This window comes from Thainema salinarum CENA647, assembly GCF_057732415.1.
Genome location: NZ_JBYJZJ010000022.1, coordinates 4,461,419 through 4,486,975 on the forward strand (window position 1 = coordinate 4,461,419; position 25,557 = coordinate 4,486,975).

The window sequence follows — 25,557 nt, forward strand, 5'->3', positions numbered from 1 at the left end:
TGGCACAGCGCTTTCCTGCTTTTGAAATTGGTTAAGACATTTTTGTGGCGCGGTCCGCCGCGCCACAAAAATGTCCCTGTCCTAAGATTCGGATTGGCGACTGCGGGATTCGAGCCAGATGGGAATTGAGATCGCAGCCACGACCAAAATCAAGGCCAGAACTGCGAACTGCGCCACCCAGGCCACAAGCTGCTCCAGCGATACCACGCGACCCACAAAGTAGGCCAAGCTGATCATGATTGAGGCCCAAGTTGCCGCTCCGGCAAAGTTGCAGAGCAGGAAGAGGGGATAGGGCATCCGGGCGATGCCCGCCAGCGGCCCCGCAAAAATTCTCAGCAGGGCGATAAATCGTCCCAGAAAGACGGCACGAGCTGCGTTTTTACTGAACTGGTTGCGGACTTGATGCAGCCGTTCTTCATCCACACGGAAGATTTTGCCAATGCGGCGCAGCAGCGGCCAGCCGCCCCAAAATCCTAGCCAGTAACCAAAATTGTCTCCTAATACTGCACCTGCGATCGCACAACCTAACACGTACCAGTAGTTCAACTCGTCACTGCCGGCCAGAAAGCCACCGACGAGACTAATGGTTTCACCGGGCACAGGTAGGCCCGTATTTTCCAGCATGATGCCGATGAAGATTGTCCAATATCCGTAGGCTTGAGCTAAATCTTTAATTGTGTCTAAAGAGACAAATTCGAGGGACATGCAGTGCAGCCTTTACAAACGTTTACCCTTTTCTCATCCTGACGCAATTCTAAGGCGAGTGTCAATGCAAACCCTTACTCCATCACAGATTCCATGAATCTGCCGCTAGAAATGCAAAGTTGTTGCAATGTTTCCGGTGTCGTCTACACGCCCTGACGATATGTCTGCGATTTCAGGACTGCAATCGTACGCTTAGCGTTCCCTAATTTATCCGCTAAGAACACAGCAGCTTACTTGCGATCGCGCATCGTCTCACGCCATCAACACCAACATTTGATACCAAATCCGTTTCTATTTCTAAAAATCAGGTGATTGTTCTGTGACAAACAGTTCACTACCTGATGCCAGATTGATCGTCGGATTTAGCCTGGTGTCATATTAGATGCTGTGTTGGGATCGATCATAACGCTTTTCTTGCCTAGCGTTTAGCCACAGCCATGCCCTCGTTACAGAATTAGCGGTTACATACGAACACAAGACGAACACCATACAAACATAAACAAGAAGGACGAGCTTGCAGGTCTAGCTCGTCCTTAAATAAGTACGGATTAAGTGTGGATCAAAGTCGCAATGATTGAGCAATCGAAGGTGCGATCGCAGTAGAGCAGTTTAGATCAGGAGCAACGGTCTACCTAGTGGGCTTAGACATTGCCAAACTTGGGCATAACTGGCGCGCCGCCATGCGGGCGGGGGAAATCGGGCAGGTCGAGCCGACTGGTGCGACGTGTCCGCACAGCCAGCCGATAGCTGACGCTTTGGAGTTCAGCATGAAGCTGACGATTTTCGCGCTGAATAGCCGCCACTTTTTCCTTGATCGGGGCCATCCGCTCAGCAAATTTCTTGCGGTAAATACCCGGTAGCTCCTGCACCACCTGTTCCAACATGCGGGAGCGATCGGTGAGTTCCTGCACCGACTGCCGCAGCTGATAAATCTCAGAATCGCGGGATGAAATTTGGTCTTGGTAAAACTCAACCTGTTGCTCAAAGCCTTGGAGCTGTTCGCGCAGTGCCCGCACTTCGGCCTTGTGCTGCTCAGACACTTCGGGATTGGGCAGAAAGTTAGTGTTACCCTTCACCAAGCGAAAGAGTTCTTGGGAAAGCTGCTGAACGAGCTGATCGCGGAGTTTCAGCTCTTCCTGCAAGCGGAGCACCTCCGCCGAGAGGTCTTGTGAGTGAGTGGAATTAACCGTTCGGGTCACGTTACTGCTCCAATCGTGTGCTTCTTAAGAACAAAAAGTTAAGAACAAAAACAGGGAAATCGGGCTAGATTTCGCAGCTTGAGATTTAGATTCTATTTGAGTTGCCAGATAATGTACCACTGATATCTGGAAACGGAGAACATATTAACGCCAATTGTAAAAATGCGATCGCATTTTGGCTGCAAATTTCTTGATTGTTCACCTGTGAGCTGATTCAACCCTTTGCACCTTACAAACCGAAACCCTTTAACGCCGATCATTAAGCTTACGTTACAAATTAGGAGCTTACCGGAACTTTTTATCCGAAAGTTGCTTCTCATTCCCTGTATTCTTAGATAGCTGACGAGTACCTAAGCAAACCTCAAGAGCTTGAACCTGTTGCTAGACGACTCAGATAGGGCTTTATGCGGAACTGCTCTATCTGCATCAGTGGTCATGTTTTACATTTGATAATACTAATGCACTCGTATACCCGTCGCGACCTCCAGCAGGTTTGGACTGACAGATTGTGATGTTTCCTGATTGAGCTGCTTACGTTTATTTTTAAGGTGAGTTTGAGATGGGCTTGGGCCGATAGGCAAGGCTATGTGAGGTGATCGGCGTAACCCCAAGCACAGGACTGCCGCCAAGTTATTTATGATTTAGCGTATTAAGAAGGGCTGTACATAATGTTTCTGAATCGTTTGCGGATTGGAGCTGCTACCCTATCGGTTGCGGTACTAGCCAGTTTGACTACAGGATATCCGTCTGTCGCCAACGCTCAAACCTATCAACCATCTAGTAGCATTGGCTTACCCGGTAGACGAGAAGGTGGCGGCACTCGGGGAAGCTGTGCCAGCTCAGCTCATCAGCTAACTGCGATCGCGCCTGAGCAAAACTTTGGCTATACGACTGACTTATTTCCAACCCTACATTGGTATGTGCCCGAGTTATCCCAGCAAACGGCTGAGTTTGTGCTGTATACGGAAGACGGCTCAGAAGTTTATGCATCTATCTTTGTGATTGATGGGCCAGAGGGGATTGTTAGCCTCAGCCTGCCAGAATATACCAACCTCCCATCGTTGGAGCTGGGTCAGAAATACCGCTGGCAGTTTTCGGTCATTTGCCAAGACGGTGAGGACTCCGTACCCAGCGTCACGTTCACCGAAGGCTGGATTGAGCGCACTGAACTCGATGCAGATCTCAAGGCTCAGCTTGAACAAGCTTCTGATCTCGAAAAAGCCACGCTCCTAGCCGAAAACGGCATCTGGTTTGATGCAGTTGATACATTAGCTAAACTACGGCGAGCAGGAACATCGCCTATCGTTAGCGCAACCAGTGTTGAACAAGCCTGGCAAACACTGCTCAGCTCTGTTGGTCTGGCCGAAATTGCAGACGTTTCAATGCTGCTTTGCTGCGATGATGTCAATGCCGCTCAAGAAGACGCTGACACAGCAGAACCTAATGCCGTAGATAGTTCTTCATCACAATAATGCTTAATGACGCGAGGCTAGATGAGAACAAGGTGAGGGAGTGGGAGAATCGGTGAGGCGAGGAGAATAACGTTTCAACGTTCTAACGTTAAAACGTTTGCTAAATTTCCAATGTCCTGCCTAATGTGACTACCACACAACTTAGCACTCAGCATTTTTCACCTTGCCACAGCTAGCGCGTCAACGGATAAATGAGTGAACGCCAAGCAAATTTGGGCAGTGCGGTCATTCGTCGCCAGCGCCAGGGTTCCTGATACAGGCGATACGTCCATTCCAAGTGGTTGTCGCGTAGCCACGCGGGGGCGCGGTCTTTAGTGCCTGACCAAATATCGAAGCTGCCGCCTACGCCGATCCAAACCGCATTGGGGCAGAGGTGGCGGTGTTCGGCAATCCAAAATTCCTGACGGGGCACACCTAGACCTACCAGGATTAAGTTGGGCTGTAAGGTTTTTAGTTGCTCAGTGAAAGCTGGCTGATCGGCGGGCTGGAGATAGCCATGCTGATAACCTGCGATCGCAAAATTAGGTACTTCAGTTTGCCAGTGGCGAACGGCTCCTTCAATCACCTCGGGCTGTCCGCCATAGAAGTAAACGGAGCCAATTTCCGGCAGTCGGCGTAATAGTGATTCCGCTAACTCAATCCCCGGACAGCGCTGAATTTTTTGCCCCTGGAGTCGCAGATTGAGGACAACCCCAGCACCATCCGGCACCACTAACTCCGCCTGTTCCAAAAGCTGACGCAGATCTGGATTTTGCTCCGCCTGAATCGCCATTTCTGCATTGAGAGTGATCACATGGGTGCCCTGTTTGGACTGCGATCGCGCAATCAGCCAGTCCACGTAGCGATTAGAAATATGAACGGGAATACCCAGCACTGAAAACTGCTGGAGCGGCTCCTGTACCATCATGGTTGCGTCTCTGCCCAAATTTCGATGCTTATTATAAGACTTATTTACATAGCTGCTAAAAATGGAAAGGATTATCCAGTACTTGCGTCACGAACTTTTTTATGACCCTGAACCTAGAGAAGCAAGGTTTAGTGTGTTTGTCTACGACGTGCCTTATCTTGACGCTTGTGGTATTTTCCCTCCATTGCATATTCTCAACATCATCCTACGTTCTGGTGGCACGGGTGGCGGCATGAGTCCTGGCACAAGTTGGGAGCCGTTTGAGATTACAGATCAGGAGTATCAACAGGTTCTTCCGACAATTCTTCAACCTGATTTAAATGAATTACAAGAGCAAACAAGATTTGATGCTATACCAATGCAAATCGATTCAGACTTTGATCAAATTCAAGATCGATTGGAGTGGATGTGGGCCGTTTGCAATCGGCAACGTGGGCATCAGGTAATGTCTGAAGATCAATGGCGTCAGGTAATGTCTCAAATACTTGGCCAGGACGAGTAACTTTTCTGCCTCCTATTGCAAGTTCTGCTTGCTTAGAAGCAAAGCTGGAAAGTTCGTTAAAGTTAAGGGAAATTATTTCGATAACTTTAGCAATTAGGCAAAGCCTATGCCCCGGCCTAAGGAATTTGAGCGCGAAGTCGTTCTCGAAAAAGCAATGGAACTCTTTTGGCAGAAGGGGTATGAGGCGACATCCGTGCAAGACCTGGTGCAGCACATGGGCATCAATCGGGGCAGTTTGTACGACACATTTAAGGACAAGCATCATCTATTTTTAGCGGCAGTATCGCACTATCACGAAACGGTGGTGAAAGATGCGATCGCACGATTGGAAGCGCCCAGTGCATCGCGGCCAGCGATTGTGGAGCACTTCAACCGCATGGTGGACTGTTTAACGGGTGATGAAGCTCAGCGGGGCTGTCTGATGACTAATACGATTGTGGAACTGGCGGTGCAGCATCCCGATATCGCGGCTCAGCTCCAGATGAGTTTGCAGCGGATTGAGCGGGCGTTTAAGGCGGCATTGGCTCGCGCTCAGGCAGCGGGGGAATTGGCGGCTGACAGAGACGTAGCGGATCTGGCCCGCTATCTAGTTTGCTGTGTGCAGGGGCTGCGCGTCATGTGCAAAACCAACGTCAACCGCGACCAGTTTCAAGCCACGGTTGATCTGATGCTGTCGGTGCTGGATGCATGATGCTATTGAATGCGGAGGAACTGCGATCGCGCTTTTTTCGGCTAGCCGTTGTCAACGTGCTATCGAATTTGCTGGTGCCGCTGGCCGGATTGGCGGATACGGCTTTTTTGGGGCACTTGTCCGACATTCGGCACTTAGCGGGTGTCAGCCTGGCAACGGTGCTGTTCAACTATATTTACTGGACGTTTGGCTTTTTGCGAATGGGGACGACGGGCACGACAGCGCAAGCCGTTGGTCGCCAGGATCAGCTTGCGGTCTATGCCACACTGCTACGGAACGGGCTGCTGGGGATTGCGATTGGTCTGGTGATTCTAGTCTTTCAGGAACCGATTCGGCAGATTGGCTTTGCGTTACTGAGCGCCACGCCAGAGGTGGAACAGTCGGGACAGGTTTATTACCGAGCTTTGATTTGGGGTGCTCCGGCCACGCTGCTGAACTTTGTGCTGCTGGGCTGGTTTTTAGGACGGGCGGAAGGCAGGCGAGTTTTAGTCCTGTCGATGGTGAACAACGGCTGTAATGTTCTGCTCAACTACTGGCTGATTGTCCGGCTGGGCTGGGCCAGTGCCGGAGCAGGGGTGGCGACGGCCTGTAGTCAGTATCTGATGCTATTGATTGGCCTGGGCTTTGTGCTACAAGAGTTTCCGTGGTCAAAGCGGCGCTTACTCACCGCTCAGCTCTGGGATTTGAGCGTTCTGACCGATACCCTGCGGCTGAATCGCGATATTCTGATTCGCACGTTTGCCCTGCTGTCGGTCTTCGCCGCCTTCACCAATATTAGTGCGGCGATTGGCACACTGACGTTGACGGCGAATGCGCTGCTGCTGCAAATTTTATCCTTGGCAGCTTACTTTATTGACGGTTTTGCCTTTGCGACTGAAAGTTTAGTCGGCATTCTCAAAGGCCAAGATGATTATCGACAAATGCGCCATCTACTGCGATTGGCGGGCGGCGTTAGCTTTGGGCTAGGAATTGCGATCGCACTTCTCTTTATGCTTTTCCCCCAGCCGCTCTTCGGCATCTTGACCAGTCATGACAATGTCATCAGCAGCGTTTCTCGCTATGTGCCCTGGCTGTTGCCCCTCCTGGGGTTTGGCTCTTTGGCCTATATTCTGGATGGCTATTTTCTGGGATTGACCCAAGGCCCCATTCTGCGTCGCGCGTCTATTGTGTCAGCAGTTGTCGGCTTTGCACCACTGGCAGCTCTCGCCTGGTCGCTGGAAAGTACGCCACTTTTGTGGACAGCGCTGACCTGTTTTATGGCTGCCCGCGTGATCACCCTCGGTCGCAACGTCGAGTATCGCTCATAGCCTGACTCAATTGAATGTCGTTTCTGAAGTAAATATATCTTGAGGAATGATAAGCAAACTCTAAACAGCCTGAGCCTGAAATTATAGGGGTGGTTATACTGATCTTTTCTGCCTAATCCCCCAAATAGGAACGTTAGGCTGACGAATTTCTATCTAAACACCTAGATAAGGGTGATTAGGTTGACGGATTTCCACCTAATCACCCTAATAGGGGGTGTTAGGCAGAAAGTTTCCCTCTAAATAATAGTTAAATCGATGGCGGATTCAAAGGTTATTTTACAAGGCAAATATAGCAGTTGTCTGTTAGTGTTTGGGAATCCTAAAAGAGCGATCTCCGCCACGACTTAACTACTCGTTGGAGCCGACGAACGCCGTTAGCCCGACGACGCTGACTAAGCGGCGTTCGCGGCTCAACTTCATTGTTAGACTGCCTAGAACACCTATCGACGTAGGATAGATTTCCTGTGCCTGAATCGTCTTAGCCTTAGTTTTTTTTAGCTTGAGGCATTTTTACAAAGAAATACAATAAACAAATACAAATTAATTAGCCTCTACTTACAATCAGGCTAAAGTGAAAACTAAGCTTTTTGCGATCCCCTTTGTCAAACCTACCGATGGAAAACGATACTCCAAACACATCAGATTTAAATCAAGGTAGTACTGATGACATGCTTAAGAGCCGTGAACTCGCTCTTCAAGAAAGAGAAATAGCTCTGAAGGAGCAGGAAACGGAATCTAAGCTAGAAATCGAAAGAAGAAATTTATTCTTGTCATCTCCCTTGCTTATCGGTATTACATCGGCAATATTTGGCTTGCTTGGAACAGGTATCGGTGCAGCTTTGCAAGGTTATTCGAGTTTTCAACTTGAAAGACAAGAGTTTGAATTATCAATTATTAAACAGGCTTTGGAAATAGAAGATCAAGACGAAGCAGCAAAAGCATTGTTGTTTATGGTTAATATTGGCGCTATTAAAAGTCTTGATAATGCGAAGATTAGAGAAGTAGCGCAAAATCCTGAACAGTTACCGAATCTTGCTCAATTACTTGCTCTCACATCTGGTGCTGGATCAATTTCAGTATCGCCAGATGGATCAAGTTATGCTGTTGGAAATCAGGATGGAAGTGTTAGTGTTTTTGATACTCAAGGAAGGTTGTTGCTGAAATTTGAAGGGCATACAGATGCAGTGACAAGCGTAATATACTCGCCGGATGCACGTTCTTTATTTACAGGTAGCCTAGATAGGACTGTAAGAATTATTGATTTTTCTGGGCAGCTATTAGGTAGTCTAAATGCTGAAGCAGGAATTGTTGGTATGGCTGTATCTCCCGATGGTCAGACTTTACTGGCTAGAACAAATAAGAATCAGGTTATCAGCTGGAATATTGCCACTCTAGAGAGATTGCAAACTGTAGAATTGCAAGCGCCTTCGGATAGTTCCTGATAGTTCACTCTGAAAGACTGTAAAGACCCAATTGATTGCAATCTGAGTTAGATTAGCATTCCTTTCTGATTATTTCCCAGGATCGCATGTCTAACACTTCGTTGGAGCGGCGCTCATAGTGGGGTAGTGATCTCCTTAAGGTCGTCTGCCGCCGCACAACTTCACCGTTAGCCTGCAACAATCCCCTTCAGATACACTAGAAGGACTGACTGATCAAGAGGCTAAGTTGATGTGCTTATGTATGATTTATTTACTCAAAGATTCTACATAGATGATTCAATTATTTTTCCGCTCTTGGAAAGCATTTTATGAGGTGATCTTGATATTTCGTTTTTCTAAACAAAGCTTTTCCTAATTGATCACATATACTTAATTTCCATACCAACTAAATGAATGTTGTCACCTTCGGTACAAAATCAAGTTCTATACCTCCTATTTTGTATTGGGGGCAAACTCAAACTGGTCAAGTCTCGCCCCCTGATTGGGGCATGTTAGGAGTGTTAATTGCTTTCATCTCCCTTTTGGCGGCCATTGTAATTGGCATCGCTCAAATTAGAGCATCACAAAGGCCCAAGAAAAACATTAGATGTAGCCTTGTCGCAAATGCACCTCTACTAAAAGTGGATGATAGGTTTAAAGGCCAATTGCAAGTAACTTTTCAGGGGCAGGAAATAAAAGATGCATCTTCTATTGTTTTGAGAGTCTATAACGCAGGTAAGTTGCCAATCACTCCAAATGATTTTGTGCGTCCAATTATTTTTATGTTTTCCCAAACTACTGAAATACTAAATGCCGAAGTGCTAAAAACTGAGCCTCAAAATCTTGGAGCAAAGCTTGCAATTGGGAAAAATAGCATAGAACTTCAACCAGGGCTATTTCATTCTAAACAAGTAGCCTAATATGGGATCGAAGCTGACGCTCATCTACAGGTTCAGATGACTCAACTTGCGATTGTAGAAGCCTTTGTCGACTTACCCGATACCCGCCGTCGAGCCGGACAACGACATAGCCAAGCCTTATGTTTAGCCCTATTCACCTTGGCCGTTGCGGCAGGGAATCGGGGATTTCTGGCGATCGGGGATTGGCTCAAGGCGTATCACGATGAATTAGTGGCGTTGTTTTCGCCTCCTCAAGACCGTTTACCCTCCTACAGCACCATTCGACGAACGCTCTTGCGGGTGGATTATCACGAGTATGCCGCCTGTTTATCTCGGTTTTTCGGCGTTCATCCTCAGCCTGGAGAAACGATTGCGACTGATGGCAAAGTTGTGCGGGGGTCTTATGAAGCGCTCAGCGATGACCCACAGGTCGAGTCGCATCCAGCAATTCTGCTGGTCAGCGCTTACATTGTGGAACGAGGACTCATCCTGGAGCCCTATGAGGTGGAGTCCAAAACCAATGAAATCACAGCCTTGCCCATCTTCATTGAACAATTGGCGCTCAATGGAGTGGTGTTTGCCTTTGATGCGATCAGTACTCAAAAAAAACGGCTGAGGTGATTCTCAGCAGTGGCAACCATTATCTGGGGGCACTCAAAGGCAACCAATCTGGGCTGCTCCAGGCCGTAACGACTCATTTTCAGGCGCAGCAAACCGTCCAACAGCTCAACAAAGGGCATGGTCGCATTGAAAAACGAACGATCAGCATGAGTCACATCCTGGATAACATGCCCGAGTTTCCGGGATTGCAGACGCTGATTCGAGTTCAATCCGAGCGCCAGGTGCATCGAGCCGACATCGTTGAGGTGTCTCACGACACCCGTTACTACGTGGCTTCCTTTTGTGAGAGTGTCCAAGCCTTTGCTCAACGCATCCGAGGCTATTGGGGCGTAGAAAACAAGGTGCATTATGTCCGAGATGTGACTCAAGGGGAAGATGCCTCCCGCATTCGAACCCCTCCTCTGGTGCAAAATTGGGCACTGGCCCGTAATTTTGCGCTGAACTTATATCGCAATCATGGCTTTGAGAATATGGCTCAAGCTCAACGCCGGGCTGGATTTGGACTTAGCACTCTCAAGTCTCTATTTAGAATGCAATAGCCCTGGAACTTCAACCTTTACTAATGAATTCTGGCGACAGCATTGAAATATCTACTGTGGCAGCCTCTTTTGACGGCAATTTGACTGTTGATGGGAGAGTTGTAGATGTTAAGATAATAAGACTGGAAGAAGAAACTGAGACTAGTGATGAGAAGCTGGAAGATTTTCGGGAGAACTTGGTGAGACAAGTTACATTAATGCTAGTTCCTCTCACGCTAACGCTTATTACTGTAGTGGCAGATAGTGCTGGTTTTGCCGCTCTTCTTCAAAAGCTTTTTGGAAGATAGAAATTGTTAGTTGAAAATTATTTTTTGTTCTGATTAATTATCTAACAGCCTAACAATCCTGGTGCAGCGGGTTGACTAAAACTGCTTTGTTTTGTTGCCAAGTCTCTGACAACCGCTGACCAAGAACGTTATGCCGCAAGTCTTCGGTTGAGACAGTAGCTTGAAGCTGCTTGTGGGACATTCACAGTCAGAGTGACTTGAAATAGGTGGCTGTAACGACAATTTGTACCTACTATTGGTTATTGTAGCTGTCGTTCAGTTATGGAATATGAATGGGATGAAGCAAAGCGCCTTGCTAATCTTCGTAAGCACGGAATAGATTTCCTCGATATTCCAACCGTGTTTGATGGCGATATCGTAACGGTTGAGGATGATCGGTACGACTATGGAGAGCAACGTTTTGTTACATTCGGTTTGTTGCAAGGGCGAGTGATTGCCGTTGTCCATGCAGAACGTGAGGATTGCATTCGTATTATTTCTGCAAGAAAAGCGACGAAATATGAACAACGAACCTACTTCGAGCAACTCTCAAACTGATTGGCAACGTTTGGATGCGATGAGCGATGAAGATATTGATTTATCAGATTGTCCAGAAATTACGCCAGAAATCTTTGCTAAAGCGGTAGTGCGTCGGGGATTACCTACTGCAAAAGGCAAGGCACAAGTTACACTCCGCATTGATAGCGATGTCTTGGAGTGGTTTAAGTCTCAAGGACGAGGTTATCAAACCCAGATCAATCAATTACTACGTGCGTATATGGAAGCACATCAAGAAGCTCGCCAATAATAAGCAGGTTAGTGTTGTGTTTGCAGCGGCATACCAACCCAAATGCAGCGGATTGTCAAGAGCGGTTGGTGGGACGCAAAGACTAACAGTTTTGTATCTCTAGCAACGCTAGCTAACCAGTCAATGGAGCGGCGAATATCAGTTCCTTGCTTCCGTTTCGGTATGGTTCATCGTCGCTTATCTGAGTCGTTAGTCATCGACCAGCAAGAAGCGGCGATTCAGTGGCTGCACTGGACGGGCATTTAGCGGGAAAATATCGCTGAAAAGGCCAATTTGGGCTGGAGACACTTCAATCGGCGTTTGGAACATCACCCATTTCACAATCTCCGAGCAGGGCGGCGTCGTCAGCGAGCCAAAGTAGCGATAGGTACTTTGATCGGCTGGCAGAAGCTGAGCAATGTCAATATTGACGCCAGGAATCGTGTCTTCAGCGTTGGGTTGACGTGGCATGGCGTCCCAAATTGGTCTTAGGACTCGATTTTCCGCACCTTCTTTTAGCAGAATGCCCAGCACCGCCAAGTTGCCAGCGGCATTCTTATGCACAAAATGAGCCTCCATCGGCATTGCTTCACCCTCGACTGTATGCTCACTGGGATGGTGAAAGTGGAACTGGAGCAGGTCATACCGCTCACCGTCAATCAGAATATAGCTGCCCGGATCGGTGTTGACTTGAATCGCATGGCCGTTGTTGACGATGCGTAAAGGAACGGGCTGATAATGCACACTCACGTTAGCCATCTCGGCCTCAACCCCGGCGTGCAAATCAATCGGGGACTGCTGTATGCCAGCGCCACAGGCTTGATACTCCGGCGATAGATCGTCCCATTCACTGGGATTGTTCTTGCCAACATAGCCCCATTCGGCTCCTTGCTCACTTGCGATCGCATCTTTTAAAGACAGGTTGGTCAGACTCACGACCGCACTCATTGCAGCCAGTTTGAACATTTGTCGCCGATTGATCCCAGTCAAATTGCTTGTCCTCTTCTATTACTGGTGGCCTAATATCCAAGTCTGATTGAAAACCCATAATTTATTTTTGGTGAAACATTTGCGGAGCAAACATTTCACCAAAAATAAATTGGGTTCTTATATACAGACTTGATATAAGACTTGCCCCCAGTATATTTTTCCGATTCGGACGTTTCCGCTCACGTAATGAAATGATCCAAATCGATTTGGATAGCTGTAGTCAGCCCCGTTAGGGTATGGGCATCTTGTAGCGCGGCTGCACCACAAAAACGTCCTGACTAATATGACTATGGCTATATTGACGGTAATCCGCCTATCGGTATCGCGGCAGAGTCAGGGTTAAGGCACGCATAATATAATGGAAAGCAAGAATATTAAATTTTGTAAACAGAATCTCATTAAATTATGAGTCAGGTAGACCTCGACTATATTGCCACCCAACTGGAAAGCGACCAGTCCCGCGATCGCATGATTGCGCTGGCCCAACTGCGCGATGTGCCTGCGGCTGATGCTGTGCCGCTAATCAAAAAAGTGCTGGAAGATGACAATCTGCAAATTCGCTCAATGGCGGTATTTGCGCTGGGTATCAAGCAGACAGATGACTGCTATCCCATTCTGATTAGGCTGCTGGAGAACGACCCCGACTACGGCATTCGGGCCGATGCGGCGGGCGCGTTAGGTTACTTAGAAGATCCACGGGCGCTGGAGCCACTGATGCGGGCCTTTTACGAAGACACCGATTGGTTGGTGCGATTCAGTGCTGCCGTGTCGCTGGGTAATCTAAAAGACCAGCGGGCGCGGGATGCCCTGGTGCAGGCGCTAGATAGTAAAGAAGTAGTGCTGCAACAAGCTGCGATCGCAGCTTTGGGTGAAATCAAAGATGTGACCGCCGTTGATGAAGTGCTGCGCTTTGCTCAGTCCGATGACTGGCTGGTGCGGCAGCGGTTAGCGGAAGCACTGGGACATTTACCGACTAAAAAGAGCCGTTCGGCACTCAAGTTCCTCTCAAAAGATGCTCATCCCCAGGTAGCAGAAGCCGCTCGCATTTCTATTGAACGTCTAGATGCATTAACAATTGACGAATAGAAGTTATATTTTGGTACCTTAAGCCAAACAAGAGAGGGAGCCACCGCAATGCGGTGGCTCCCTCTCTTTATACATTTAGTTGTGCAAGTTAGACGATTGGCCACCAGCGTTTCATCCTGAATAGCGAGGACAGTCTCAGAAAAGGGAAATAAGTGCCTCTTCAAAAGTGCGATCGCGTGATTGACCCTGTTTCCCAAAACGTCCAGCGCCTAAATCAGAAAACCTACCAGCAACTCCGGCTAGCGCTGAGCCTCAACCTTCGTCGTCAGATTCTAATTGCCGTCTGCGACGACTTCTATCTGCGCGACCATATCGCTCACCAGCTTCAGCAGGATCTAGCCTCAGCTCATCCCTCCTATCAGCTTTCGGCAGCACCCTCGATTCAGTTCGTCACGCTCAAGCTCAACCTCAAGCATCCCGATCCCTATTTGCAGATTGTGGCCTGGTTGAAACAGCAGGCCAGCGCAGGCATTCGCTATCCGGCGGGTACGTCAATTCAAGTGCAGATTTTCGGTGTAGAGGGACTCACGCGACAGTCAGCTCGGGTTCAGCGCGAGTTTCTTAATGCGCTGCGTAGCACTGAGCGGCGGTTGCCCCATTTGGATGTCAATATTCTGCTGTGGTTGCCGCGTCCTTGGGCCTATACCGTGCGAGAATCAGCACCGGAATTTTGGCGCTGGCGATCGCGGGTGTTTGAATTCGTCAGCAATCCAACGCCGACTCACGACATTGCCGCTGACGTTCAGCCGTCATCGCCTCCCACCCATCCACCGTCTGCCAATCGATTTCCGCCAGCGGCAGGGCCATCCAGTCCAAGTGCGACACCACCGATTCAACCAGCGGCAACGCGGATCAGTCCCACTCGTCCGCCTGCGCCCATTCCGCCGCCGCCGCGACCCAACCAGCCCGATTCCGAACCACCGAATTACCCAACCTCGAATCCAGCTCCACCGCCTTCTCAGCCACCGTCTCCTCCGCCTGCAACACAACCAACCGATGCTCCACCGGATACACCGGATGATCCGCTACCGGATTTGTGGGCACTGTTGCAGCAGGATCTCAACCGATTGGAGACTGATCCACCCTCAGATAATCGTCCGTCCGGCTATTTGTTGCAGCCGCAGGATGCTCCCGTTAGTCAGCAGCTACCTGTTCTACAGCCACAGCCAACCCCAATCAAACCTACGGTTGAATCAGTTGATGTTGGCGTGCCGACAGATTCGACAAACGCACCTGTAGCTCCCGCAAGACGCGAGGTTCAAGACGGTCAGTCTTCTCCCCGTGATATTGCAACAGAAGTTGCAACAGAATCTGTAACAGAAGCAATTTCAACTGAGCAAGTAGAACCTACAGTTGAGAGTCCGTCTGAAATTTCGCCTGCGTTGCCGAAATTCGATTCGCAGGAAGAAACGACTACTCAGCCCTTAACCGTGTCGCTCCTGTCGCCTGAGCTGGACGATTCGCTGCCTCACGTTTCAGTCTTACCCGGCGTGATTGGCGATGGTACAGACTTGGCGCTGCCGACGATTACGACGCTCAATCCAGCCACGGGCACCAACACTAACTTCTCCTGGCTGAGTGAAACGGAGTCGAGCCAGCCGATTGTGCATGTGCTCTCGCAGCAGCATAGTGCTGTCCTCGCTGCCACGCCATCTACCACAACAGCCATTGTCGAAGAAGACAGTGATGAAGCCGTGCGGGCAGTACTGCGCTACATCAATGAGCAGCAGCAGCAGCGCCCGCCCAATCCGGAATTTTTGGCCTATGCCTATCAGGATTTAGGTAATCTGTATCGCGATCGCATTGATGCAGGCGATGCGTCGGTGCAGACATTGACCAATACCATTCAAGCCTATGAGCAGGGTTTGCACTGGGCGGATAAGGCTGTCATTTCAGTGCCGGATGTGCTGAACGACTTGGGTAATCTCTACTGGCTCCAGTCGCGCTATGCGGTGCAACCAGAGCAGGCAATTTTGAATCTGCAGCAGAGCATTGAGACTTATCAGCGGGCATTGAATCAAGTGTCGCTGCGTCGTCAGCCGGATGTGTATGCAATGGTGCAGCACAACGTGGGTACAGCCTACGGCGACTTAGCCCAGTACAATCATCCCGTTGAGCATTTGCAGAGCGCGGTGTACTGCTACGAGCAGGCGCTTCAGTATCGTTCTCCCGATACTCATCTGGCGCAGTACGTGGCCACGCAGAACAACTTGGGTACGGCCTACTGGAAGCTGTCGCAGCATGATCATGCCAATGTTTATTTGCGGCAGGCGGTGGCGGCCTATGAGGAAGCGCTGAAATACTCGTCTCCCGATGAGAATGGCCTACACTATGCCATGATTCAAAACAATCTCAGCACGACCTACTGGCAACTGGCGCAGTATGAGAACCCGATTGAATATTTGCAGCAGGCGATCGCAGGCTATGAGCAAGCGTTACAGTATCGTACGCTGGAGTATCCCGCTTCCCATGCTTCGACGCAGAACAACCGAGGCGCAGCCTATCGGCAACTGGCTCAGTATTTTGTAGACGTTCCAGATACTCAGCGGTCTTATCTAGAAAGTGCGATCGCAGCTTATACCCAAGCCTTACAAGCTGTGGAACAGCATCAACAGCAGGCCAGTATGCCGCTCAGTTTTGACATTGGCAGCACCTATAACGGCCTAGCCTCGGCCCATCATCAACTGGTGCAGGCTGCACCGGATTTGAGTTTGCCAGAAAAATCGCGCCATCTGGATCGGGCGCTGCAATTCTTCCTGCAAGCCTTGTCCTACTGGCAAGATGATGCCGAACTGGGTCAGTCCATTGTGCGATCGCTGATTCAGGTGACGCGCACCTATTACAAGGAGTGCGGCATGGATGGGCAAAATGCTGCGTTGGCACAGATTCCGGCTCATTTGTTGCCCCAAATTTTGACCCAGCTTTAGCGTTTGACGTTATTGGATCAAGTCTGGTTAAAAACCCAATTTATTTATTGTGAAACGGTTGCGGAGCAAGCGTTTCACAATAAATAAATTGGGTTCTTATACGCAGACTTGGTATTACAGTAGTTCAGCGAATGAGAACAATCGCCACAAGTCTTATAAATCACGACATAGAAATTCAAACTGGCCAATATTTCGCTAAATTTCGAAAAATTAGTTTTGTGGACGCTCTATATAGCGTTTGAAACGGCTGAATTTCTTCTACTCACACAATCAGCGCTCAAACAACAACCCCTCCGTGAATCCACGGAGGGGATATTTAGTGAACCAGCCAAGCAATTGTTTTTTAAATGGCAAACAATCGTCGTCTCGACGGGTTAATCTAGATCTAGCAAGATGATGTTCACGGTTCCAAAAAGCCGCACCTCATTCTACAGAGGATCGGCTTTTTTTGTTCGCTTTCTACCAATTTTCTTAAGACTTCATCCCGCTCTATGACAGATTTGGATCGTCAACTCGCTGATCCCACCTCTGATCTCGCACCTCGTTCGGGTTACACGCTGCCTGTTTTTGCCTGTGCATCTGCGATCGCAGCTTTGAAACATCTCCAATCTCCCGCTCAGCCGATTACTGCCGTTGCGGTCAATCTACTGGAACCGCCTCAAACCGTAGAGATTGCCGTTGAACAAGTGGCCTCGCTTGCTGAGGGATCGACTCTGGCCATCACCCGCAGCGATCCTGGCGATAATCTAGACTTGACTCGCGATACACCCGTTTGGGCCAAGGTCGAATGGGGCGATTCCAGTCAGGCTGAACCGATTGAACTGATCGGTGGCTTCGGTATTGGCAAGCGGGAAGACAGTGGCCAAGCCGCCATCTACCGCTACGCTACCCAGCTTTTGCAGGCGAATTTGCAAGCTCTTTTGCAGTCCGATGACCGCATCCGCGTCACCCTAATTTTGCCGGAAGGACAGGCGCTGGCCGAACGGACATCTAATGCGGCCTTTGGCGTAGTGGATGGGCTTTCACTCTTGGGCACAACGGGAATTTCGCAACCGCTCAGCGCGCCAGGGCAGCTTGAAACCTACCGCCAGCAGCTCCGCCAAGTGGCTGCACAGGGGCAGCATCCTGTCGTCTTTTGCATTGGCGAAAACGGTTTGGATTTTGCTGGCCGCCTAGGAATTCCCGCCGCACAGCGGATTAAAACTGCCAACTGGCTTGGCCCGTTGCTGGTGGAGGCTTGTTTGCTGGGCATTCCGTCGATTCTGCTGTTTGGTTATCACGGCAAGTTGATTAAGCTCGCAGGCGGCATTTTTCACACCCATCACCATGTAGCCGATGGTCGCCAGGAAATTTTGACCGCTTGTTGCGTGGCTGCGGGTGTCCCAACTGCGATCTCACAACAAATTTTAACCAGCCCCACCACCGAAGCGGCGCTCAATACGCTGCGCACACTGGATCAGGAAACCGGATCAACCTGGGTATCCCAGGTTTACGGTGAGGTGGCACAGCGAATTGATCTGCGATCGCAGATGTATATCGCCAAACACACAGATCAAGCCCAAGCCCAATCCATCACCATCGGCTCACTGTTATTCGACCGTCAGCGCCAGGTGATTTGCACAAGTGAACAGGGGGCTGCACTCCTCGCTAGGTTTTAAGTTTGTGCTCCAAATTTAGGTTACAAAGTCCGGCTAAAACCCGATGATTTGTTTTTATGAAAAGCTGGCTTAGCCAACCTTTCATAAAAAACCAATTGGTTTTTTATAAACAGGCTGGATATGACTGAGAATTTTTTGAAGTCCTGAAATCACGACAGCCCGAACTCAGCTCCACCAGGCGATTCCAGCTTAGAAACGATACAATAGAAGAGTGAGTGACGGTCTGAAATCATTCACTCTGGAGGGAATTCATGTCATCACTGTATACGCCTCACAAGCCCAATTTGTCACTCGAAGATTATCCCCATGCGATCGCAAAACTGCGAGCGGCCATCGCCCGATGTAACCAAAAAGTTGCTCGTTTAGAAGCCAATATTGATCGCCGAAAGGCCCAGTTTGATCTGGGTGTGGCGGAAGATACTGATCTGCGCAACGAAACTCAGCGCCGAGCAGCCTGGAAGGAATGCGCTTTTGCAGACGATGAATATCAAACTTGGCTCAAGCGATTATGGCATCAGCAACAGATTCGCACACAGCACGAAATCAAGCTGGAACTGCTGCGCAGCTCATTTTCAGTGGCAAAATTGCAGGTTCGAAAAGCGATCGCAGATGCTTTGGCCGATAGCGAAGGGTTGGCTTTAGTGGAATGGCACTGACATAAGAGAGCAAAAAAGGCTTCAAGCGCCTGATTTGTCAGAATCAAACCGTTGAAGCCCATAACCTTGCCTCTATGATGCCGAATCGTGCGGACGTTCTCAAGGCCAACTATCAGAGCAGCATCGGTCTACCCTTTGCTGAGATGCTGCCGGAAGCAGAGATTGAAACTGTGCTGAGCGAGCAGGGAATCCGATATCGACAAGTCCTCTACACTCCCATGGTCGTCCTGTGGAGTTGGCTCTCCCAAGTGCTGGATGCCGACAGCAGTCTCAGCCATGCAGTCAAGCGAGTGGTGACCTGGATGAGCGTGTCGGGATTGGAGGTGCCCTCAGCCGATACCGGGGGCTATAGTAAAGCACGAAAACGCCTTCCCGAGTCGATATTTCCGCCCCTGTTCGAGCGGGTGGTGAGGGCGTTGCAGCGCCAAGTCTCCCCAGAGCAACGCTGGTGTGGCCGTCCGGTTAAAGCCTTTGATGCGACGACGGTCTTGATGAGTGACACGCAGGCCAACCAAGCCGAGTATCCTCAACACAGCAATCAGAAAGAGGGCTGCGGCTTTCCGATTCTCAAACTCCAAGTGTGGTTTTGTGTCACCACGGGAGCGGTTATGGCCGTGGCGATGGCTCCGTTGCGGGTGAGTGAATGGCGTCTAGCCCGCCAACTCTATCAGAAACTGCGCCCCGAGGATGTGGTGGTGGCCGATTCAGCCTATGGCACCTATGTAGATTTGGCCTGGGTCGCCCGGATGGGAGCCGATGCTGTCTTTCGCAAGCATCATCAGCGCCGCTGCGATTTCAGACGGGGCAAAAAACTGGGCATTGGCGATCACATCGTCCGCTGGCAGCGCCCGAAGCAATGCCCTCAAGCCCTCAAGCCGCAGGAGTTCGAGGCTCTGGCGGCATCCATTGAGGTGCGGGAAGTGTATCTCTTCATTCAGGTTCCTGGGTTTCGCCCGACCAACTTTGTGGTGGTAACGACGCTACTCGATCCCAACCGCTATCCCAAAGCTAAACTTGCCGAACTCTATCAGCTCCGCTGGCAGGCCGCCGAAGTTAATCTCCGGCATCTCAAAACCACCTTAGCCATGGAGATGATTGCTGCCAAAACACCCACCATGGTGAGCAAAAGTATTTGGGTGCATCTGTTGGCCTACAATCTGCTTCGCACCCTGATGTGGGAGGCGACAGCCGACGGCGAGGTCGGGGTGTTGCGAGTCTCTCTACAAGGTGCTCGGCAACAGTTCAATCACTTCCGGCCTGAGTTGCTGCATCTAGCTCCATCCGAACGACGGCGAGGCTACCAGGCCTTGTTAAACGTGGTGCGAGAGTTGGTGATTCCGTTTCGACCCAACCGTTCAGAACCCCGAGTTGTAAAGCGCCGTCCCAAACCGTTCCCAAGAATGCAGGAACCTCGCTCCGTCTTGAAAGCCAGGTTGCTAGCTTGATACAGCTTATGTCAGTGCCATTCGGCTTTAGTGGCCTAACTCCATTGGGCTAACCGTTTCCTATCAGGGAAGCCGAAACGCCACGGAATCCCTTAATTTCAAGCCTTTAATTTCAAGCTTTCTTGTCGAGCAGTGTAAGCCATAAGAGCTGGTTTAATCTCCAGCTCTACCTAGATTTAGCTGAGATTTTTGGGTTGCACTTCTGCTGTTTTTCTGAGACACTAGGCAAAATTATTTAAAATCTGTTCTTTCGGCAACTCTCCTAGCGTGGCTTCTATAATGACTGAATTACTAGATGCCAGCAATGGAGAGAAACTTTAGCAAATGGATTGGGCTTAAATAAAGCCTCTGTCTCTTATCTCTTCAAATAACTTCAAATAAACTGTTATACACGCTCAAACTAATCAGGGAAACGTCCGTCAAGGGATGCGTACGCGCTAGTCCACTGACGGAGCCTATTGGCATCGCTAACATGTTTGACCTGTGATTACCGTTGATCCATACAGATGATCTGATGATCTGAACTAGATTCAAGCAGCTCAATGGCAAACTGGTTCGCCAGTGCTGTTATATTTTTGTTCTTATAATCCAACCCAGGGTATTGACGTGACTCTTCAAGATGTGGCTCTCCAAGCTGAACAACCTATTTCCGATGCTACGGTATCCCAGTCTCTCGATCGCCAAATGATAGTCATCTTAGATTTTGGGTCTCAATACTCAGAGCTAATCGCGCGCCGGATTCGAGAAACCCAAGTATATTCAGAAGTTTTGTCGTACCGGACGACGGCAGAACAAATTCGCCAGCTCAACCCAGCAGGCATCATTCTGTCGGGCGGCCCAAGCTCGGTGTATGACAATAATGCACCACTGTCTGATCCAGAAATTTGGGATTTGGGTATTCCGGTTCTGGGTGTTTGCTATGGCATGCAGCTCATGTGTAAACAGCTCGGCGGCGTTGTTGAACGGGCGGAGCGGGGCGAATATGGTAAAGCGCTGCTCTACATTGACGATCCAACCGATTTGCTGACCAATGTAGAAAACGAAACCACCATGTGGATGAGTCACGGTGACTCGGTGGTGGAATTGCCCGCTGGCTTTGAGCTATTAGCGCATACAGACAATACGCCCTGTGCTGCGATCGCAGATCATGAGCGCAAACTCTACGGCGTTCAGTTCCACCCAGAAGTGGTTCATTCCATTGGCGGCATTGCGTTGATTCGCAATTTTGTCTATCACATCTGCGACTGCGAACCCACCTGGACGACAGAAGCGTTTGTCGAACAGGCCATTCGTGAGATTCGAGGCAAAGTAGGCGATAAGCGAGTGCTGTTGGCTTTGTCTGGCGGCGTTGACTCCTCCACGCTGGCCTTTTTGCTCCATAAGGCAATTGGCGATCAGCTCACCTGCATGTTTATCGACCAGGGCTTCATGCGGAAGTACGAGCCGGAGCGCCTGGTCAAACTCTTCCAGGAGCGGTTCCATATTCCAGTGGAATACGTCAATGCCCGCGAACGCTTTTTGAAGCAGCTGGAAGGCGTTACCGATCCTGAAGAAAAGCGGAAGCGGATCGGCCACGAATTCATCCAGGTTTTTGAAGAGGAGTCGAAGCGGCTTGGCCCCTTTGACTATTTGGCTCAGGGCACGCTGTATCCTGACGTAATCGAATCCGCCGACACTAACGTTGACCCACAAACGGGTGAGCGCGTCGCCGTCAAAATTAAGAGCCATCACAACGTCGGTGGCTTGCCCAAAGATCTGCGGTTCAAGCTGGTGGAGCCGCTGCGCAAGCTGTTTAAGGACGAAGTTCGCAAAGTAGGCCGCTCCATTGGCCTGCCAGAGGAAATTGTCCAGCGTCACCCCTTCCCTGGCCCTGGCTTGGCGATTCGGATCATCGGTGAAATCACGCCGGAACGACTCGATATTTTGCGCGATGCAGACTACATTGTGCGCCAAGAAACCAATCGTCATGGCCTCTACCACGATTTCTGGCAAGCCTTTGCAGTGCTGCTGCCGATTCGTAGCGTCGGCGTCATGGGTGATCAGCGTACCTACGCTTATCCGATTGTGCTGCGGATTGTCACCAGCGAAGATGGCATGACCGCAGACTGGGCACGAGCCGATTATGACTTTTTGGAAATCGTGTCAAATCGCATTGTGAACGAGGTGGCAGGCGTCAACCGCGTCGTATACGACATCACGTCCAAGCCGCCTGGAACCATCGAGTGGGAATAGGCAATGAAGCGCCGTCATTTTTTGGCAGCGGCGTCGGCAACTGGGCTAGTGGCGCTCCTTCGGGATGCCATGCGCCCAGTTGCGAGCCAAGCTGTGAGTCAATCGGCTGGCTCGTCTGCGAGTCCGACCATTCTGAAACCACCGCCGCTCCAGCCTGGGGATCAAGTTGGCATCCTCAGTCCCGCTGGGGCTGTTTTTTTACAAAATGAGTTGGATATCGTAGTAGATGCGGTACGCGGCTTGGGGCTAGTGCCTATGCTTGCGCCCCATGTGCTGGATCGCTACGGCTATTTGGCCGGAACCGATCGCGATCGCGCTAGCGACATGAATCAGTTTTTCGCTGATCCAAACATCAAAGCACTCCTGCCTGTGACTGGCGGTTGGGGCAGCAGTCGCACGCTGCCTTATCTGGACTATGAGGTAATTCGCCAAAATCCTAAAATCATCGTCGGGTTTAGTGACTTAACGGCGTTACTGCTGGGTATCCACGCGCAAACGGGCTTAGTCACGTTTCATGGCCCCAATGGTTTAACGTCTTGGCGGCCTGATCAGACCGCGTCGTTTCGTCAAGTCCTATTTGAAGGGGGTATGACCTCGTTAAGCAGTGAACGAACACCCGACGATAGCGATCGCTTAATGCAGGTGCAAAATCGAATTCAGGTAATTACCTCTGGTCGAGCGCAGGGTCGCCTGATTGGGGGTAATCTATCGGTTCTATCCGGCATCGTCGGTTCGCCCTATGTGCCTAACTTAGACGGAGCCATTTTGTTTCTAGAAGATATCGGTGAAGATATCTATCGGATAGACCGGATGATTACGCAGCTCAAGCTCGCGGGCGTTTTTGATAACCTAGCTGGCTTCATTTTCGGCCAATGCACCAACTGCGGCCCTGATGCAGACTACGGCTCATTAACCCTAGAGCAAGTCCTGCGCGATCACCTTCAACCTTTGGGTATTCCTGCTTGGCAGGGTGCGGCTATTGGCCACGTTGAGCCTGTCTTAACGCTACCCATTGGCACCCAAGTTGAAATTGATACCAGCAATGGTTCACTGCGTATGCTCGAACCCGCCGTCCAACTTTAACAAAACGCCCTCGCTCCTCACGCTTTCACTCCTCACTTCTTCCAAGCTGCCTGACAATTTGCTTAAAATCGCGTAAACTTTTGTTAATGATAGACGTGATTTTAATATGGCTAGCAATCTTGGATTTGGTCAACCCACGACTCCCAAACCGAACAAGACAAAGCGAACAGCCGAGCGCCAAAAAGCGGCCAGTCAGCTTGACAAGATGAGAGCCGATGGTACGCCAGAATTTGAAGTTTACGCTCGCATTCAAGGCAAAAAGCAGTGGTATCCCATCGGCGTGGTTGCGGTTCAGCGCTCCAGCCAAATTAGCCGAGCCATCTACGACAGCGAAGAGCAACTGATGCAGGGTGCGGTGCGTCTCTATCCAGTGCTGCGTAAATACCAGGGACAACTTGACTATGGCTATCGGCTGAAGGAATTTAAAGACGAACCAATCGAACTGGCGGAGCCGCCTCAATCAGTTGCAGGTGGGGTGCAAAATGCGCTTGGCAAACTGACGTCGATGTTTAAGCGCGGCTAAGCGCGATCGCATTAAATTTTAATCGAAAGATGAAAAAACCGGATTTCTGCATCGCCGTTCAGTGGAACTGAATGGTTGATGCTAGAAACCCGGTTTTACATAAAAAGAAGGAAGTGCGATCGCACTTCCTTCTTTTTACTTATAGCTGACTACAAGTCATTAACCGTTTAAGCGGAAACGCTGGGATAAACGCTGACCTTCTTGCGGTCTTTGCCCTTGCGCTCAAAAGTGACCACGCCATCAACTAGAGCAAACAGCGTGTCATCGCTACCGCGACCCACATTTACGCCAGGGTGGAACTTAGTGCCACGCTGACGAATGAGAATATTACCAGCCAAGACGTTCTCGCCACCATAGCGCTTTACACCGAGTCGCTTAGAATTTGAGTCGCGACCGTTACGTGTACTACCTGTACCCTTCTTATGAGCCATGCTGTTCTCCTACAATTCCTAAACTTGAAGACCTTGAAAGCTAGAAGCTACGTGTCTATTCTTCCGAATCGTCTGCTTTAGATGAAGCCTTCGCTTCGGTTTGCTTGGGGCTGCTCTTCTCAGAGGTTGAGCCAGCCAATGCAGAACCGTTGAGGCTAACCGAATCGATCATAATCCGCGTTAGTTCCTGACGATGACCGCGCTTTTTGCGGGTCTTCTTCTTGGGCTGCATTTTATAGACAATAATTTTGCGGCCACGCAGATGCTGCATCACGGTTGCTTCAACAGTTGCGCCCTTGACGTAGGGTTGTCCAACCGTAGCTTCTCCATCATTTTCAACGAACAGCACCTTGTCTAAGGTGAGCGTCTCATCTTCATCTAAAGCAAGTCGATTGATGTCGTAGAACCGACCCGGCTCAACTCGCAACTGGGTTCCACTTGCTTCAATAATCGCGTATGTCATGATCTATTACTCTTACCTTTTTGCCGTACAGGTCGCTCCCAGCAGTGAAAGCTGCGTGGGGAAAGCCGTTTAGCCATTTATGAGATCGAGAGAAGAGGCTCTAACCTGATCCGAGCAAAATAAACAGCCAGTTAATAATGATGACTAACAATGTGCTGTATTGTCAACTGCAATTTTTAGCTAATTTAATTTTAGAGGCCAGCTGGATAATTTAGCAGCCATTGCCGCTCTCTTGGGTCGTAGCTCCAAGGATGCTCTGGATGACTAGACAGCTTTTCGAACCCGTATCAGGAGTTTCTAACACGATTTTGTACCCACCATCTTCAACTAGGCTAGGGTCAGACAGGGAGCCGTTATATTCAAACGAGATCGTATCTTGATTATTACCACCAGCAGTCAGCTCAACCATGCCAGCTTTCAACTGACCGCTGCCCATGACTTGCCACGTCGTCCCTCCATCCAGAGAGTAACTGGGGACACCATTCTGATTGCCTAAGGTAACGCTTTGTACCGAACGGGTCGTACGAGCACTGTTTTGAGCATTGCGAATAGTTTGTAGGACATCTTCGCGAACTGTGTTGACTCGTTGACGGTTCATGAGTGCCAGCCAACCAGGAGCTGCGATCGCCATGAGGATGGCGATGATAAAGATGACAACCAGAATTTCAATCAGCGTAAAACCTGATTCTGATTCAAAATCTTTAATAGTGCGTTGTTTTAACATTGCTAGCCAGTCTCCTCAGTCAA

General features: G+C 49.8%; 24 protein-coding genes and 1 pseudogene. 18 read left to right on the forward strand and 7 right to left on the reverse strand.

Annotated features, from left to right (window positions below; translation table 11 throughout):
• Positions 1-81: 81 nt before the first annotated feature.
• Both AC286M_RS26270 and AC286M_RS26275 read right to left on the reverse strand, forming a co-directional pair.
• Entirely contained in the window at positions 82-705 is a 624-nt protein-coding gene (locus tag AC286M_RS26270; protein ID WP_488207187.1) for a DedA family protein, read from the reverse strand.
• Positions 706-1,346: 641 nt separating this feature from the next.
• Positions 1,347-1,904: an Npun_F5560 family protein gene (locus tag AC286M_RS26275; RefSeq protein WP_488207188.1), complete on the reverse strand. Its 558-nt coding sequence runs from the start codon at positions 1,902-1,904 to the stop codon at positions 1,347-1,349.
• Between the two features lie 668 nt (positions 1,905-2,572).
• On the opposite strand from AC286M_RS26275, the gene AC286M_RS26280 reads away from it, so the two are divergent.
• On the forward strand, positions 2,573-3,376 hold the full coding sequence (locus AC286M_RS26280; RefSeq protein ID WP_488207189.1) for a DUF928 domain-containing protein: 804 nt from the start codon (positions 2,573-2,575) through the stop codon (positions 3,374-3,376).
• 172 nt (positions 3,377-3,548) lie between these two features.
• Here the strand turns inward: AC286M_RS26280 and AC286M_RS26285 are convergent, their stop codons facing one another.
• Entirely contained in the window at positions 3,549-4,283 is a 735-nt protein-coding gene (locus AC286M_RS26285) for a WecB/TagA/CpsF family glycosyltransferase (protein WP_488207190.1), read from the reverse strand.
• Between the two features lie 61 nt (positions 4,284-4,344).
• Between AC286M_RS26285 and AC286M_RS26290 the strand changes: the two genes are divergently transcribed.
• The 9 genes and pseudogenes from AC286M_RS26290 (at position 4,345) to AC286M_RS26330 (ending at position 11,337) form a co-directional block, all read left to right on the forward strand.
• Complete coding sequence (locus AC286M_RS26290) at positions 4,345-4,785, forward strand: hypothetical protein (protein ID WP_488207191.1); 441 nt, start codon at positions 4,345-4,347, stop codon at positions 4,783-4,785.
• A 106-nt stretch (positions 4,786-4,891) separates the two neighbouring features.
• Positions 4,892-5,476, forward strand: a complete 585-nt coding sequence (locus AC286M_RS26295; protein ID WP_488207192.1) for a TetR/AcrR family transcriptional regulator — start codon at positions 4,892-4,894, stop codon at positions 5,474-5,476.
• Positions 5,473-6,783 (forward strand): guanitoxin biosynthesis MATE family efflux transporter GntT, encoded by a 1,311-nt coding sequence (gene gntT / locus AC286M_RS26300; RefSeq protein WP_488207193.1) that lies wholly within the window; start codon positions 5,473-5,475, stop codon positions 6,781-6,783. Before AC286M_RS26295 ends, gntT begins: the two co-directional genes overlap by 4 nt.
• Positions 6,784-7,397: 614 nt before the next feature.
• The gene (locus AC286M_RS26305; RefSeq protein WP_488207194.1) at positions 7,398-8,225 is read left to right on the forward strand and encodes a WD40 repeat domain-containing protein; all 828 of its coding nucleotides are present in this window, start codon (positions 7,398-7,400) and stop codon (positions 8,223-8,225) included.
• 389 nt (positions 8,226-8,614) lie between these two features.
• Positions 8,615-9,124 (forward strand): hypothetical protein, encoded by a 510-nt coding sequence (locus AC286M_RS26310; protein WP_488207195.1) that lies wholly within the window; start codon positions 8,615-8,617, stop codon positions 9,122-9,124.
• Positions 9,125-9,160: 36 nt separating this feature from the next.
• Positions 9,161-10,263: pseudogene (locus AC286M_RS26315) on the forward strand (ISAs1 family transposase).
• Positions 10,264-10,286: 23 nt separating this feature from the next.
• On the forward strand, positions 10,287-10,550 hold the full coding sequence (locus AC286M_RS26320; RefSeq protein ID WP_488207196.1) for a hypothetical protein: 264 nt from the start codon (positions 10,287-10,289) through the stop codon (positions 10,548-10,550).
• Positions 10,551-10,811: 261 nt separating this feature from the next.
• Positions 10,812-11,087 (forward strand): BrnT family toxin, encoded by a 276-nt coding sequence (locus AC286M_RS26325; RefSeq protein ID WP_488207197.1) that lies wholly within the window; start codon positions 10,812-10,814, stop codon positions 11,085-11,087.
• Positions 11,050-11,337 (forward strand): BrnA antitoxin family protein, encoded by a 288-nt coding sequence (locus AC286M_RS26330; RefSeq protein WP_488207198.1) that lies wholly within the window; start codon positions 11,050-11,052, stop codon positions 11,335-11,337. The genes AC286M_RS26325 and AC286M_RS26330 overlap by 38 nt, the downstream gene beginning before the upstream one ends.
• Before the next feature lie 189 nt (positions 11,338-11,526).
• Here the strand turns inward: AC286M_RS26330 and AC286M_RS26335 are convergent, their stop codons facing one another.
• Positions 11,527-12,306, reverse strand: a complete 780-nt coding sequence (locus AC286M_RS26335) for a carbonic anhydrase (protein ID WP_488207199.1) — start codon at positions 12,304-12,306, stop codon at positions 11,527-11,529.
• Positions 12,307-12,711: 405 nt separating this feature from the next.
• On the opposite strand from AC286M_RS26335, the gene AC286M_RS26340 reads away from it, so the two are divergent.
• The 8 genes from AC286M_RS26340 to AC286M_RS26375 all read left to right on the forward strand — a co-directional run bounded on the left by AC286M_RS26340 (position 12,712) and on the right by AC286M_RS26375 (position 23,916).
• Complete coding sequence (locus AC286M_RS26340) at positions 12,712-13,392, forward strand: HEAT repeat domain-containing protein (protein ID WP_488207200.1); 681 nt, start codon at positions 12,712-12,714, stop codon at positions 13,390-13,392.
• Positions 13,393-13,544: 152 nt separating this feature from the next.
• Positions 13,545-16,319 carry a tetratricopeptide repeat protein gene (locus tag AC286M_RS26345; RefSeq protein ID WP_488207201.1) on the forward strand — a complete coding sequence of 925 codons (2,775 nt, stop codon included), beginning with the start codon at positions 13,545-13,547 and terminating at the stop codon, positions 16,317-16,319.
• A 491-nt stretch (positions 16,320-16,810) separates the two neighbouring features.
• Positions 16,811-17,977 carry a cobalt-precorrin-5B (C(1))-methyltransferase CbiD gene (cbiD, locus tag AC286M_RS26350; RefSeq protein WP_488207202.1) on the forward strand — a complete coding sequence of 389 codons (1,167 nt, stop codon included), beginning with the start codon at positions 16,811-16,813 and terminating at the stop codon, positions 17,975-17,977.
• Positions 17,978-18,228: 251 nt separating this feature from the next.
• Positions 18,229-18,633, forward strand: coding sequence for a hypothetical protein (locus AC286M_RS26355; RefSeq protein WP_488207203.1), 405 nt, complete (start codon positions 18,229-18,231; stop codon positions 18,631-18,633).
• 74 nt (positions 18,634-18,707) lie between these two features.
• The gene (locus tag AC286M_RS26360) at positions 18,708-20,078 is read left to right on the forward strand and encodes an IS4 family transposase (protein ID WP_488202900.1); all 1,371 of its coding nucleotides are present in this window, start codon (positions 18,708-18,710) and stop codon (positions 20,076-20,078) included.
• A 606-nt stretch (positions 20,079-20,684) separates the two neighbouring features.
• The gene (guaA, locus tag AC286M_RS26365) at positions 20,685-22,310 is read left to right on the forward strand and encodes a glutamine-hydrolyzing GMP synthase (protein ID WP_488207204.1); all 1,626 of its coding nucleotides are present in this window, start codon (positions 20,685-20,687) and stop codon (positions 22,308-22,310) included.
• A 3-nt stretch (positions 22,311-22,313) separates the two neighbouring features.
• Positions 22,314-23,393 (forward strand): S66 peptidase family protein, encoded by a 1,080-nt coding sequence (locus tag AC286M_RS26370; protein ID WP_488207205.1) that lies wholly within the window; start codon positions 22,314-22,316, stop codon positions 23,391-23,393.
• Between the two features lie 106 nt (positions 23,394-23,499).
• Complete coding sequence (locus AC286M_RS26375) at positions 23,500-23,916, forward strand: HHL1-like protein (protein WP_488207206.1); 417 nt, start codon at positions 23,500-23,502, stop codon at positions 23,914-23,916.
• 167 nt (positions 23,917-24,083) lie between these two features.
• Here the strand turns inward: AC286M_RS26375 and rpmA are convergent, their stop codons facing one another.
• From rpmA to AC286M_RS26390, 3 genes are all read right to left on the reverse strand, one after another.
• On the reverse strand, positions 24,084-24,347 hold the full coding sequence (rpmA, locus tag AC286M_RS26380) for a 50S ribosomal protein L27 (protein WP_488207207.1): 264 nt from the start codon (positions 24,345-24,347) through the stop codon (positions 24,084-24,086).
• A 55-nt stretch (positions 24,348-24,402) separates the two neighbouring features.
• Positions 24,403-24,810, reverse strand: a complete 408-nt coding sequence (gene rplU / locus AC286M_RS26385; RefSeq protein ID WP_488207208.1) for a 50S ribosomal protein L21 — start codon at positions 24,808-24,810, stop codon at positions 24,403-24,405.
• Positions 24,811-25,021: 211 nt separating this feature from the next.
• Entirely contained in the window at positions 25,022-25,534 is a 513-nt protein-coding gene (locus tag AC286M_RS26390) for a pilus assembly FimT family protein (protein ID WP_488207209.1), read from the reverse strand.
• Between the last annotated feature and the right edge of the window lie 23 nt (positions 25,535-25,557).

Coding starts and splice junctions, on each gene's coding strand:
- AC286M_RS26270 (WP_488207187.1), bottom strand. CDS start 705: ATGTCCCTCGAATTTGTCTCTTTAGACACAATTAAAGATTTAGCTCAA.
- AC286M_RS26305 (WP_488207194.1), top strand. CDS start 7,398: ATGGAAAACGATACTCCAAACACATCAGATTTAAATCAAGGTAGTACT.
- AC286M_RS26320 (WP_488207196.1), top strand. CDS start 10,287: ATGAATTCTGGCGACAGCATTGAAATATCTACTGTGGCAGCCTCTTTT.
- cbiD (WP_488207202.1), top strand. CDS start 16,811: ATGACAGATTTGGATCGTCAACTCGCTGATCCCACCTCTGATCTCGCA.
- AC286M_RS26375 (WP_488207206.1), top strand. CDS start 23,500: ATGGCTAGCAATCTTGGATTTGGTCAACCCACGACTCCCAAACCGAAC.
- AC286M_RS26290 (WP_488207191.1), top strand. CDS start 4,345: ATGGAAAGGATTATCCAGTACTTGCGTCACGAACTTTTTTATGACCCT.
- AC286M_RS26285 (WP_488207190.1), bottom strand. CDS start 4,283: ATGATGGTACAGGAGCCGCTCCAGCAGTTTTCAGTGCTGGGTATTCCC.
- AC286M_RS26355 (WP_488207203.1), top strand. CDS start 18,229: ATGTCATCACTGTATACGCCTCACAAGCCCAATTTGTCACTCGAAGAT.
- AC286M_RS26310 (WP_488207195.1), top strand. CDS start 8,615: ATGAATGTTGTCACCTTCGGTACAAAATCAAGTTCTATACCTCCTATT.
- AC286M_RS26360 (WP_488202900.1), top strand. CDS start 18,708: ATGATGCCGAATCGTGCGGACGTTCTCAAGGCCAACTATCAGAGCAGC.
- rpmA (WP_488207207.1), bottom strand. CDS start 24,347: ATGGCTCATAAGAAGGGTACAGGTAGTACACGTAACGGTCGCGACTCA.
- AC286M_RS26330 (WP_488207198.1), top strand. CDS start 11,050: ATGAACAACGAACCTACTTCGAGCAACTCTCAAACTGATTGGCAACGT.
- AC286M_RS26370 (WP_488207205.1), top strand. CDS start 22,314: ATGAAGCGCCGTCATTTTTTGGCAGCGGCGTCGGCAACTGGGCTAGTG.
- AC286M_RS26280 (WP_488207189.1), top strand. CDS start 2,573: ATGTTTCTGAATCGTTTGCGGATTGGAGCTGCTACCCTATCGGTTGCG.
- rplU (WP_488207208.1), bottom strand. CDS start 24,810: ATGACATACGCGATTATTGAAGCAAGTGGAACCCAGTTGCGAGTTGAG.
- AC286M_RS26390 (WP_488207209.1), bottom strand. CDS start 25,534: ATGTTAAAACAACGCACTATTAAAGATTTTGAATCAGAATCAGGTTTT.
- AC286M_RS26325 (WP_488207197.1), top strand. CDS start 10,812: ATGGAATATGAATGGGATGAAGCAAAGCGCCTTGCTAATCTTCGTAAG.
- gntT (WP_488207193.1), top strand. CDS start 5,473: ATGATGCTATTGAATGCGGAGGAACTGCGATCGCGCTTTTTTCGGCTA.
- AC286M_RS26295 (WP_488207192.1), top strand. CDS start 4,892: ATGCCCCGGCCTAAGGAATTTGAGCGCGAAGTCGTTCTCGAAAAAGCA.
- AC286M_RS26340 (WP_488207200.1), top strand. CDS start 12,712: ATGAGTCAGGTAGACCTCGACTATATTGCCACCCAACTGGAAAGCGAC.